Genomic DNA, 12,288 nt, shown 5'->3' with positions numbered 1-12,288 from the left:
TCATATCCTCCGGTTAAAATCCAATCAGGGCGCCGCCGTCCACAGGGATGCAGCTTCCGCTGATGTAACGCGCGGCATCGCTGCAAAGGAATGCGGCGCACATGCCCACGTCCATGGGGTCGCCCACGGTCTTGGCAGGTATCCTTCCCATAATCTTGGCCAGACGCGGCGGATCGTTATCCACGGCCTGATGGAACATGGGCGTGTCAATCCAGCCAGGCGCAATGGCGTTTACTGTCACGCCAAACTCGGCAAGCTCGGCTGTCAGGGTGTGGATCATGCCCAGGAAACCTGCCTTGGAGGTGGAATATCCTGCCACCTGGGGCTGTCCGATGTAGCTGGTCATGCTGGCCTGGTAAATAATCCTTCCTCTTTTCTGTTCCTTCATGTAAGGAACCACAGCCTTTGTCATGGAAAATGAGCCTACCAGATGGACCTCCAGGACCCGTTTATAATCCTCCACCGTCATATCCCAGATAAATTTCTTGCAGTGGTTTCCGGCATTGTTGACCAGGATGTCCACACGTCCCTGCTCTGCCACGATCCGGTCCACCAGCTCCTGGGCATGGCTTGTATCCGTGATGTCAAACTGGTAGAATACCGTCTTATCCCCAAATACTCCCAGCGCCTCTGCCGCCTGTTTGGGGGACTCAAAGCTCACAACGCACACCTTTGCCCCGGCGCTTACAAGGCACCGGGTAATGGCAAGTCCCAGCCCCGTGGAACCGCCTGTGACCACGGCCACCTGGCCGGAAAGGTCATACCATTTTGTGATATTAAATTCCTTTATTTCATTTTCAGTAAATGCAGCCATTATCTCTCTCCTGTCTCATAAGACATGTCTGTCAATGGTTTCCTGTCCAGACATGCCCGTTTATACGCAACCGCTTTTTCCTGATACTTGTATGGGATATAGAATTCCTTATGACCCAGGACCTCGCTCTTTGTGGGCGTGCCTCCGGCTGTTTTGGCCACATGTCCGGCCAGATTAAGGGCCATATCGTTCCGGCTCATCCCTCCGTACAGGATAGGGCTTGCATCGAAGTCCATGTCCTCCTCCATGCGCGTGAATGTCTCATGGTTTCCCGTAATCTTGATGCAGGGCGCAACCGCGCTTCCCACCACATTGCCCCTGCCTGTCACCAGGAACACGATATGGGCGCCGCAGCTGATCAGGTCCATAAGGCCCTCATTGTCATTGGGGTTGGTAATCCCAAACTGCATGAAGTGGGGGTCCGGCGTGGAATCCAGCAGCCACAGGCCGCCATGCTTCGGGGGGACCGATACCTTTAATACGCCTTCAATGGGGCGTGAACCGCTTTTAATCACTGCTCCCATGCTCTTTTCCTCAATGGTAGACAGGCCCCCGGCAAAGTTCCCCGGGCTTACCGAATACTGGCGCACGGATTTGCAGTAATCCAGGGCCTTGTCATAGGTGTAGCGCAGTTCCTTGGCAGCTTCAGGGTTTGCCGCCCTGCCCACCAAAAGCCCGTCCAGTCCGATGGCCTCCACAATCTCCTCAAATATGGCGCAGCCGCCAAGGTCCACCAGACGGTCAAAGAAACGCCCCACCACAACATTGCCTGCCAGGCCGCTGGTGTAATCGCTGCCGCCGCACTCCGCGCCGATGACCAGGTCTTTGAACCCCATCCTTACCCGCGGGGTGTGCTTAAGCCGCTCCAGGGTTTCCCTGACCCAGGCCGTTCCTTTGGCGATTGCCGGTTTTGTGCCGCCCTCCTGCTGTATGAACATCCATAAGGCTTCCTTGCCCTCTTTGACGGACACGTCCGCCAGCCACCGGGGCTGAATGTATTCGCAGCCCAGCCCCACGGTCAGCACAGCGCCCACATTGGGATGCCGTATGAGGCTGATCAGCAGGTCCACCGCATACTGGTTGTCGGTACACCCGTCAAAACCAACCAGCTCCACATCCGGATGCCCGGCCTTATCCACGATTCTCCTGGCCACGAACTCCGAACATTTGACCGTATAGATGACCAGCACCCGGTTGCGTATGCCGGGCGCCCCATGCTTTCTCTGATAGCCCTGCCATGACCAATCCGTCAGTTCCATTCTCTTTTCCTCACTACTCATATTTTGTATCCTTTGGCGCGCCTGTCCGGACATCCAGGTGGCCGGACCGCTCATCATAAATGCTCTGCATCACATGCAGGTGGACCCAGCTTCCCTTTGGTATGTCCGCCGTGGCGCGCCCAATCACAACACCGTATTTTACAATATGCCCGCCTGCCCCTATATCCTTAAGGGCAATCTTATGTCCGGCAGGAATATCCGTTGCCGCCATGACGGATTCCTCACCGTGGTCCCCGGTCAGCCTGACCTCCTGCGCTGCCCTGACCTCAGCCAGGGCAGTGGCCACATTATCCGCAAGGTCAATCTGAAACGCCTTAATCTCTTTTTCCATATAAACCTACGCTCCCGCATTTTCCTTTACAGTATTCCAAATTCTGCAAATGCATCTGTAGCCGACATGCCGCCCTCAATGGCCCGGCGCACGGTTTTCTCTCCTGCCGCCTTAATCAGGGCCTTTTCGATTACCTCGTCCTTAATTTCAGCCGGTATGATCAGGACGCCGTCAATGTCACCGAATACAAGGTCGCCGTCATGGATGGTCACCTGGCCGATCTCAATGGTGCAGCGGTAATCGCATACATAGGTGCGGACCGAGGAATCCTGTGCCCAGCACTGTGTACAGAATACAGGGAAATTCTGCTCAAGCACCTGGGGTGTATCCCTGCTGTAGCCATCCAGCACAGCGCCCACCGCGCCTCTTGCCTTGGCAGTTGCTGTCAGCAGTTCCCCCCACAGCGCGCTGTGATGGGCTCCGGTGGCAATGTAAATATCGCCCGGCCTTAACTGGTCCAGGGCCTCGGTCAGATAGCCAAAGGGTTTTTTAGGACTGTCAAATACATCATTTTCCAGAACCGTACACGCATACCCGGCCAGCTTCAGCCGGTTGTCCGGCTGGCTGCGGTCAATGAACGCGTCCGCCGGCACCAGAGCCTCCAGGGGCCGGATGGCAGCCGGAAGGAACTGGTGCTTATATCCCATCTGGTCCAGGATATCCCCCACCACAGGGGTGTAGAGTTTTTCTTTCATCAGGTTAAATAATTCTTCGTCATTATTCCATTGTGCCATGGTATATCCCTCCATTCAAAATACCATATTAAATGGCTATATTATATCGCCATATTAGGAAGCCACATAAAGCTCTGCGGGAAGTAAGTAAGAATCAGCAACGCAATGCCCATTACAATATAAAATGGGATCATCGATTTTGCCAGTTTCTCAATCTTAATACCCGAGATGGCGCTTCCAATAAACAGGGTGGAACCTACCGGAGGCGTCAGAAGGCCTATACCAAGGTTCAGCACCATTATCACTCCCAGATGGATGGGTGATAACCCAAGGGACATCCAGATTGGAAGGATGACCGGTGTCAGCATCAGGATCAGGCAGGCCATCTCAATCATGCAGCCCAGAAGCAGCATCAGGATGTTCAGCATGATGAGGATTAAAATCTTATTGTCCGTCAGGCCGAACAGGGCTTCGGATACAATGGACGGCACCTTAAGGTAGGTCAGAAGGTATGTAAATGCACCTGATACGCCAAGAAGGATCAGCACCTTTCCAAGTGTCATGGTAACGTTGTTGAAAATATGGGGAATATCCTTAAAGCTGAAACCTTTGTAAATAAACAGGCCCACCACCAGGGACCACACCACTGCACAGGCAGCTGATTCCGTTGTGGTAAACACGCCGGTGATAACGCCCACCACCACAAACAGGACAGAGAGCATACCCCAGACAGCCCTGCTGAACGCGCGCAGACAGGCCCTCAGGTCAAACCTTCCCGTTACAGGATAGTTCATTTTAACAGACACGTAGTAAGAATATACCATCAATACAATGGACAGCACCGCGCCCGGAACATAACCTGCCAGAAACAGCTGGCCGATGGAAACGCTTGTGACACCGGAAGCTGCCAGGGTAAAGATGACCATGTTCTGGCTGGGCGGCACCAGGATGCCTTCCACGGAGCTTGCCATGGTAAGACAGGTGGCAAAATCCCTGTCATATCCCTGGTCCTCCATCATCTTAATCTCAATGGGACCCAGGGATGCACAGTCAGCCGAGGAGGATCCGGAGATGCCTCCGAAGAAAAAGGAAGCAACCACATTGACCATGGCCGCGCCGCCCCGAAACCACCCTACCAGTTCCTTTGAAAAATCAATCAGGGTATCCGTTATCCCGCCGGCGCTCATAAGTTCCCCCATAAGGATGAAGAAGGGAACCGCCAGCAGCGTATAAGAGTTCAGGTTCCCCACAAACTTAAGGGCCATCTGCATGGGATTGATGCCCAGGTAAAAGAAGTCAGCCAGGGAAGCAATCCCGATGGCGTATACTATGGGCACCCGCAGGAATACCAGCACAAGGAACAGACCCACCAATAACAATGTTGCAGCAACAGTTGTACTCATTACTCACCAATCCTCCTTGTCCACTGTGTAATCAATGCCAGAATATACAGGACTCCTGTCACCGGAAGGGACAGATACATCCACGCATAGGGAATGTTAACGCCTGCCATGGTATTGGTCCTGGCCTGCTGCATCAGCTGTCTTCCGTACACAAACATAAACACGGCAAAAGCAAAAATGCACGCGGTTGCAAGCAGGTCCGTCACGAGAAGGGCGCCCCTGCTCATCTTTTCATCAAACATGGTCACTTTCAGATGTTCATCCGTGCGAAGCACCAGGGAAGAACCAAGGATGCTCATCCAGGTCAGCAGGAACAGGGACATGGGTTCTCCCCACATCGGGGATTTATGTATGAAATACCGTCCCACAAAAATATAAAACACGATTGCCACCAGGGCGCCCAGCATAATGACGCAGATATGTTTTACGATTCCGAATACAACCCTATCCAATGACTCCCATAATTTTTTGAATTTTTTCAGTTCGTTCATAAATTTTCCTTTTCTTTAAAAGAAAAGGATGCTGCCGGGATTATCCGCAGCACCCTTTTACAGTTATTCACGCACCGTCAGGATCATCTCTGATTAATACTCTGCATTCCTAATCTTTTCAATGATTGCCTGTGAATCTGCATCATAGGAAGAGTAAACGCTCTCACATGCCTCTGACCACTTGTCCAGGTCGGCAACCTCCAGCTTTGTGACGCCTTTTTCCTCAAAGCTGTCAAAGGTAGCCTTAATCTTCTCCTGGTTGTACTCATAACAGGTCTTACCTGCTGCCTCGGCCGCTTCCTTCATCCAGCCCTGCTGCTCCTCTGTCATGGAATTCCATCTGTCCCTGTTCATCAGGATAACGCCGCAGCCAAAGGTATGTGCATCCGGAATGAAGTAAGGCGCAACCTCGTTATAGGAATTTGCCATGTAATTAATCACATCATTCTCCGCCCCGTCAACAACCCCTGACTGTAAAGAGGTATAAAGCTCGGAGTATGCAATGGGGGTTGCGGATGCTTTTAATGCTGTCATGGTATTAACCATCAGGTCAGTCTCCGGAACCCTCATCTTTAAGCCGTTCATCATATCCAATGAGAACTCGGCAGGGTTACCCAGCTTCTTATACGTATTTTCCGTGATGAATATGTGTCTCGGTCCCTCTGTGAGCCAGCCCAGGGCCACATAACCGCAGTCCGCCTCGTCAACAGATGCCAGTAATTCCTGGCCCAGGCCGCTGACCGCCATCTCGTGGAACTGCTCCATATCCTTAAACAGGAAAGGGAGTCCGCTCAGGCTGATCTTATCCGCACCGTAATTAGAAAGGGATGAAGCATTTCCCCTGAATATATCCAGGGTCCCCATCTGGATTCCCTGCATGCTCTCTTTTTCATTGCCAAGCGTACCATTGAGATAAAGCTCAACCGTAATCTGTCCGCCGGACAGCTCCTCAATCTTTTTGGCAAACTCCTTTGCTCCTACGGTGGCGCCATAGTCCTCGCCGTTTACCTCGCTCCAGGTAAGCCTGATACTGTCGCCGCTTGCTTGCGCTGCAGGCGCTCCTGTCTCTTCCTTAGAATCCCCTGCTTCTTTTGCTGCCTCTGTCCCGGCCGCAGCTGCTGTCTCTGCCTTTCCGGAACCGGAGCCGCATGCAGTCAGCGACATTGCCGTGAAAGCTGCCAAGGTAATTGCAAATAAAGTTTTTTTCATGTTCTGTACCCTCCTAAAATTTGCAAAAACGTTTTTGTTAACGCGTATGATATCTTCGTAATTTAGCATACCACCATTAAAATACTTTGTCAATCCGTAGAGGGTTTTAGTTTGTTTTGTTGATAATTTGGTAAAAACAGCACAAAACATCTTAGTTTTTTCCGACACATTGACAGTTTAAAACTAAACTTTATTCCTTCCTTTACTTTCTTCCCGCTTATTGCTATAATCTCCTAAAACGTTTTTTTAGCTATTTATGCGTTAAATATCCATATCGGAGGTAATATTTGTATGATTATTACAAGATTTGAGAGCTGGTGGGTGGAAAGAGGAAAATGTCTCTTCGACGAACGGCGCCAGGGCGGTGCAAAGATGGGATGGGATGTGATTGTCATCAAGCTTACCACCGACAAGGGCGTGGAAGGAATCGCTACCTGTATGGCGGCAAGAAGCGGGGCTGTCAGCGAGTCTTACCTGCAGGAAAGCATTGCCCCTGTTGTATTAGGAAGGGACCCCCATGACAGGGAAGCTATCTTCCAGGAACTCTGGGTCATTGACCGGCACGAAGCATTTTTCCCTGTATTCCTGCCCGGGCCCGTGGATGTGGCCCTGTGGGATATCTGCGCCAAGGAAGCCGGGCTTCCCTTATATAAGTACATCGGCGCTTACCGCAGCAGCCTGCCCGTATATGCCAGCAGTAACTTCTTAAGCTCAGTCCAGGATTACGTGGACGAAGCCCTCTATTATAAGAGCAGGTGCATCAAGGGCTACAAGGCACATCCCGCGGGACCTGTGGAATTCGACATGATAGTCCATGCAGCTGTCAGGGAAGCGGTGGGCGGGGATTTCGTTTTGATGACAGACCCTGTGGGCGATTATACCCTGGACGAGGCCATACGGGTGGGACGCCAGCTTGAAAAGCTGGACTATAAATGGTTCGAGGAGCCTTTCCGCGATTTTGAACTCTACAAATACACAGAGCTCTGCCGCACCCTGGACATCCCCATCGCTGCAACGGAAACCACGCGGGGCTGTCACTGGGGCGTTGCCCAGGTCATTGCACAGAGGGCTGCCGATATCGTCCGGGCCGACGTAAGCTGGAAGGACGGCATCACCGGAACATTAAAAATCGCACATATGGCGGAAGGCTTTGGCCTGAACTGCGAAATCCACACAACTACCATGAACTATATGGATATGGCCAACCTGCATGTCAGCTGTGCGATTAAGAACTGCGAATATTTTGAATATTTCGTGCCGGAGGACAACTACCGCTTCCCCATGAAAGGCGACCTTCCCATTGATGAAAACGGCATCATCCATGTGCCGGACAAGCCGGGCGTAGGGGCTGAGCTTGACTGGGATCTGATCCAGTCTGCCTGCCATAACTATATCTGTCAGGAGTATGGTAAATAGCAGGGATGTGGAATGGCGTTTTAGGGAACCTGCACGCAACGCAGATGGCAGCAACCGGCATTAACCGGCAGTAACTCATGACATCCAGCAGTCAGAGGAACATATAGCGGTACTGCTCATGCTCATACATCACAAGGTTGCTCTTTAGCACCACTTCGCTTCCCACAAATACCCTTTTCTGCTCCGGCACCTTGCCGCTAATCAGGTATTCAGCCAGGGTACGTATGCCCACATATCCCTGGGCATAGGGATTCTTCTGGATCACGTTATTAAGCACGGAGCGCCGGAGCCGTTCTGCCGTAACATCCGGGAGGTCGGAACCAACCGCATATACCTTTCCCGCCTTTTTGCTCTCCTCCAGGGCCTGCCCCAGCATGACCGTGCCCTGGGAATAGACGCTGCAGCACGCCGCCACATCCGGGCGTGTAAGTTTGTTGAAAATATTAAGATAATTCTGCCGGTTTATGGAGTAGGAGTAATCCTTATACACCATGTTGGGGCAGCTGTTTTCAGCAAGATAATCATCAAAACCCTTTACAATCAGGGAGTGGGCATCCCATTTCGGATTGCCCGCACAGAGGAAAATGCTTCCGAATTCCGGAATCCGGTCAATTATCAGCTCCGCCATGGTCCGGCCTATCACATCATATTCCGGCTGGATACAGCAAAGGCTGTCGCAGAGCTTGTTCTCCGAATTGATGCTTACAACTGATATATCCCTGTCATGTATATCCTGCCAGTCCTGGGCCGTGGAAAATCCGTCCACATGCCCCACGGTAAGGATGCCGTCAATCCGACCTTCCATGGCAAGCTGTTTCAGCTTTTCAAATACTTCATTCTTATCAGCCTCATAATAAGGCAGTTCAATACATTCAACATTGGCGTTGAGCTTGGACAGATAGTCATGGACCCCTCTCCACATGGGCTGGTAATAATATTTATTATCCCCGGCATCGCTGGGAAGCAGGATAGCAATCCGCTGGGTGCTGCGTTTTAAACTGGAGGCAAGGGTATTGGGCTGGTATCCCATCTCCTCAGCTGTCCTGCGGATTTTTTCCCGGGTTTCATCGCTTACCCCCGCTTTTCCGCTGAGGGCAAAATGCACTGAACTGATGGAAACGCCTGCCTTTGCCGCCACATCCCTGATTGTCACTTTTATATTCACAGCGCCGCACCTTTCAAAGAAAAAGTATCGTCCTGAAAACGATCACTGTTATTATACAACAAATATGGATTTATTTACAAGGAGGAAGAAAAAATGTCAGATTTACAGAATAAAGTGGGTATTGTCACAGGCGGAAGCAGCGGCATCGGGTTTCAGATCGCCAATGTGCTGGCTGGTGACGGCGCCACGGTCTACTCCATCAGCCGTACCGGAGCACCCAAGGAGGGGATGGGCGAAAGCGCGCCCGGAGTAATCCACCTGAAAGGCGATATCAGCAATATGGACTCCATGAAAGCATTGATAGATGAGATTGCAGCAAAGAATGACGGCTGCCTGGATTTCCTTGTGAACAACGCCGGGGCCACCTTTAAATGCCGGGCCGAGTCCTTCCCCATGGACCAGTTTGACCGCATTATGGACGTGAACGTAAAATATGTGTTTGGGATGAGCCAGCTCTGTTACCCTTATCTGAAACAGTCGGCCGGAAGAGGCCGCATCATCAACATCACAAGCATGAGCGCCCACCTTGGCTTCTCCGAAGTTGTTCCCTACTGCACCAGCAAGGGCGCCGTATTATCCATGACCAGGGGCCTGGCTGTTGAGTGGGCCCAGGACAATATATGCGTCAACAGCATTGCTCCCGGCTGGTTTCAGAGCAAGATGTTAAAGCAGGTGGCCGACCCTGCCAGGGAGCAGAAAATCCTCAGCCGCATGCCTCTTCATTCCTACGGCGACACCAGGGACCTGGGCGCCCTTGCCAGCTTCCTCTGCGGCTCAGGCGCCAGCTATATAACTGGCCAGGATTTTGCGGTTGACGGCGGGGCGCTGGCTTTTGGATATTGATGCAATGCCGGCCGGCCCAGCCTTTATATGGCTGCGCTGAGTGATTTTTGATTTCCGGCGCACGTTTATCAGTCTCCAGACAGCTCCCCTTCATTGGCCTCTTCCCTGCATATCTCCTGCCCGGGCTGGTAATCCGTCACAGCCAGCTCCATCACGGCCTGGGGGTAATTCACGGACATCCTGACAAACTTTCCCTTTTCCCTGGCAGCCTCAGACGCAATTCCCGCAATCTGCTCCAGCACATCCCTGGTCAGATACCCGCCCCGCCAGTGGAATACATAATAGGGCTGTTTCTTCCTCAGCACTGCCTTAAAACGCCCGGCCACATCCTCCAGCTTGGTCAGGGACAGCCGGTTCTCCCTGTAATAAAACCTGCCTCCGTCCGTGCATGCAGGCACCTTATACACCAAAGGCTGATGGTCCCTGAACATCATCTTGTCATCCAGGTTAAAATAATCAAACCGCTTCTGCCCATACCGTCCCAGGGAATTATCAAAGGTCGCATCCAGGTGGTACCATGTGTTCTTTAGCTTCACCAGATTCCATGCGTGGCGGTATTTGATTCCCCTGTCAGGAGCTGATTCGCTTATGGCTATGAGGCACTCCAGTCCCAGCCTGTCACACAGTATTTTCACGGTCTTGGCAATGCCTTCGCAGACGCCGATTCCCTGCTGGAGAGGGCCTATGATTTCATGGGAATACTGCTTTTTCAGTTTGTCATAGGTAACATTGGAACAGATAAAATCATGTACATACTTCTCCTTATCCTCCGGCGTCATGCCCTCTGCCTGCCGTACCAGGCGGCTGATTCTGGCCTCCAGAGCTGTCCGCATTTCCTTTATTTTCTTTTTCCCAAACATATATTCCGGTATCATCTGCACATACTCTGAATTCTGGGCAAACCTGTAATGAAAGCCCTCCGCAAAAAATATGGCCGGATGGTCCAGGCGCAGCCTGAAGAAAATATCCGACAGCTCCTTTCCATCCAGACGCAGGACCGGAAATTCCGGCGATAAGGACTCAAATCCACCCAACATGGCCCTGTAGGCGCTCTGCTGCGCTTTATTCATTTGCTGGTAATAAAATTCATGTTTCATATTCGTTCCACATATCCTTCTTATGTCTGTTTGTCCGGCTTCTGTTCTGCCTCTGAAAGAAAAGGCAGGAACCATGCACCTTCCGGTACACCCTCCTGCCTTGTATTCTCTCCTGTTATCAACCGACCCTCAGTTTAAACTTCTGTACTTCCCGGTCAGAATCTACTTTTTCAATCATGGCTCCCAATCCCTGGAGCTTTTCCTCAAAACACTCATATCCGCGCTGGATATAACCGATTTCATCCACCACCGTATAGCCGTCAGCCGCCAATCCTGCAATCACAAGGGCTGCTCCCGCCCTCAAATCCGGCGCATTGACCTGGGCTCCTGTCAGGCGTTTCACGCCGTCTATGACAGCCACATTGCCCTCTACCTTTATATTGCTGCCCATGCGGGCCAGCTCGTCCACATATTTGAACCTGTTCTCAAAAATACTCTCAGTCACCATGCTGGTACCATTGGCCAGAACCAGGGCAACCGACATCTGAGGCTGCATGTCCGTAGGAAAGCCGGGATAAGGAAGTGTCTTTATATCCGTATGTCTCTGGGAAGGTTTTCCCACCACACGGACAGCATCATCAAATTCAACAACCTCGCAGCCTATCTCCGTCAGTTTGGCGGAAATGGCTTCCAGATGTTTGGGAATCACGTTCTTAACCATGATATCGCCTCTGGTAGCTGCTGCTGCGCACATAAACGTACCTGCCTCAATCTGGTCCGGAATAATGGAATACTCGGTGCCATGGAGCCGGTTCACGCCTCTGATACGGATGGTATCCGTACCTGCGCCCTTTATATTGGCGCCCATGCTGTTTAAGAAGTTGGCAACGTCAACAATATGGGGTTCCTTTGCAGCGTTCTCCAGAATGGTCTGTCCCTCTGCCAGGGCTCCAGCCATCATGATATTGATGGTGGCTCCCACAGAGACCACATCCAGATAGATGTGGCTTGCCACCAGGTCGATGGCATGGGCTATGACAGCCCCGCGCTCAATGGTCACCTCGGCTCCCAGCGCCCTGAATCCCTTTATATGCTGGTCAATGGGCCTGCTGCCTATATTGCATCCTCCCGGAAGAGGAACCTGGGCGCTCTTATACTTGCCCAAAAGAGCTCCTATAAAATAGTATGAAGCACGTATCCTCCTGATATACTCATCATCAACAGATACCTCGCTTATATTGCTTCCATTTATCTTTACAGTGTGTCGGTCAATTCTGTCAACCCTTGCACCGATTTCCTGAATCGCCTCTAACAGTACATTGATATCCCTTACATCCGGCAGATTATCAATCACCACATCCTCGTCTGTCATGATAGAAGCAGCCAGTATTCCCAGTGCGGCATTCTTGGCTCCGCTTATGGTCACATCTCCCACCAGTGGATTCCCGCCTTTTATAATATATTGTTCCATTCCACACCTCTGATTTTTATTTAAACAAATCCAATATATAAGGAAAATACTCCTAAAGAAATCTTTAAAATTTTGTTCATAATTTATTTACATCTTCTTAGATTATACCATAAGAATCAGATTTGTAAAGTAAAACGAAAATGCACACTCTAAA

The 12,288-nt window shown here is 51.3% G+C and carries 12 protein-coding genes; 2 read left to right on the top strand and 10 right to left on the bottom strand.

What is annotated here, in order from left to right:
* Window positions 1–13: 13 nt before the first annotated feature.
* The 7 genes from G614_RS0114325 to G614_RS0114295 all read right to left on the bottom strand — a co-directional run bounded on the left by G614_RS0114325 (window position 14) and on the right by G614_RS0114295 (window position 6,202).
* The gene (locus G614_RS0114325; RefSeq protein ID WP_044917818.1) at window positions 14–814 is read right to left on the bottom strand and encodes an SDR family NAD(P)-dependent oxidoreductase; all 801 of its coding nucleotides are present in this window, start codon (window positions 812–814) and stop codon (window positions 14–16) included.
* On the bottom strand, window positions 814–2,094 hold the full coding sequence (locus G614_RS27520) for a UxaA family hydrolase (protein ID WP_242828095.1): 1,281 nt from the start codon (window positions 2,092–2,094) through the stop codon (window positions 814–816). Before G614_RS27520 ends, G614_RS0114325 begins: the two co-directional genes overlap by 1 nt.
* The gene (locus G614_RS0114315; RefSeq protein ID WP_027642497.1) at window positions 2,087–2,425 is read right to left on the bottom strand and encodes a UxaA family hydrolase; all 339 of its coding nucleotides are present in this window, start codon (window positions 2,423–2,425) and stop codon (window positions 2,087–2,089) included. Before G614_RS0114315 ends, G614_RS27520 begins: the two co-directional genes overlap by 8 nt.
* A gap of 26 nt (window positions 2,426–2,451) precedes the next feature.
* Complete coding sequence (locus G614_RS0114310) at window positions 2,452–3,159, bottom strand: RraA family protein (RefSeq protein WP_027642496.1); 708 nt, start codon at window positions 3,157–3,159, stop codon at window positions 2,452–2,454.
* 41 nt (window positions 3,160–3,200) lie between these two features.
* Window positions 3,201–4,502 carry a TRAP transporter large permease gene (locus G614_RS0114305; protein ID WP_027642495.1) on the bottom strand — a complete coding sequence of 434 codons (1,302 nt, stop codon included), beginning with the start codon at window positions 4,500–4,502 and terminating at the stop codon, window positions 3,201–3,203.
* Entirely contained in the window at window positions 4,502–4,993 is a 492-nt protein-coding gene (locus tag G614_RS0114300) for a TRAP transporter small permease (protein ID WP_027642494.1), read from the bottom strand. Before G614_RS0114300 ends, G614_RS0114305 begins: the two co-directional genes overlap by 1 nt.
* A 93-nt stretch (window positions 4,994–5,086) precedes the next feature.
* Entirely contained in the window at window positions 5,087–6,202 is a 1,116-nt protein-coding gene (locus tag G614_RS0114295) for a TRAP transporter substrate-binding protein (protein ID WP_044917812.1), read from the bottom strand.
* 291 nt (window positions 6,203–6,493) lie between these two features.
* Between G614_RS0114295 and G614_RS0114290 the strand changes: the two genes are divergently transcribed.
* Window positions 6,494–7,618, top strand: a complete 1,125-nt coding sequence (locus G614_RS0114290) for an enolase C-terminal domain-like protein (RefSeq protein ID WP_027642492.1) — start codon at window positions 6,494–6,496, stop codon at window positions 7,616–7,618.
* Between the two features lie 91 nt (window positions 7,619–7,709).
* Here G614_RS0114290 and G614_RS0114285 read toward each other — a convergent pair whose 3' ends face one another.
* Window positions 7,710–8,783, bottom strand: coding sequence for a LacI family DNA-binding transcriptional regulator (locus G614_RS0114285; RefSeq protein WP_027642491.1), 1,074 nt, complete (start codon window positions 8,781–8,783; stop codon window positions 7,710–7,712).
* Between the two features lie 93 nt (window positions 8,784–8,876).
* On the opposite strand from G614_RS0114285, the gene G614_RS0114280 reads away from it, so the two are divergent.
* Window positions 8,877–9,626 carry an SDR family NAD(P)-dependent oxidoreductase gene (locus G614_RS0114280; RefSeq protein ID WP_027642490.1) on the top strand — a complete coding sequence of 250 codons (750 nt, stop codon included), beginning with the start codon at window positions 8,877–8,879 and terminating at the stop codon, window positions 9,624–9,626.
* Window positions 9,627–9,694: 68 nt separating this feature from the next.
* Here G614_RS0114280 and G614_RS0114275 read toward each other — a convergent pair whose 3' ends face one another.
* Together G614_RS0114275 and G614_RS0114270 are read right to left on the bottom strand one after the other, a co-directional pair.
* Window positions 9,695–10,723 (bottom strand): transglutaminase domain-containing protein, encoded by a 1,029-nt coding sequence (locus tag G614_RS0114275; RefSeq protein ID WP_027642489.1) that lies wholly within the window; start codon window positions 10,721–10,723, stop codon window positions 9,695–9,697.
* 118 nt (window positions 10,724–10,841) lie between these two features.
* Window positions 10,842–12,134 (bottom strand): UDP-N-acetylglucosamine 1-carboxyvinyltransferase, encoded by a 1,293-nt coding sequence (locus tag G614_RS0114270; RefSeq protein ID WP_027642488.1) that lies wholly within the window; start codon window positions 12,132–12,134, stop codon window positions 10,842–10,844.
* Between the last annotated feature and the right edge of the window lie 154 nt (window positions 12,135–12,288).

This window comes from [Clostridium] clostridioforme AGR2157 (assembly GCF_000424325.1).
In the GTDB taxonomy this organism is placed as follows: domain Bacteria; phylum Bacillota; class Clostridia; order Lachnospirales; family Lachnospiraceae; genus Enterocloster; species Enterocloster clostridioformis_A.
This window is presented reverse-complemented; position numbering and strand designations above follow the sequence as displayed.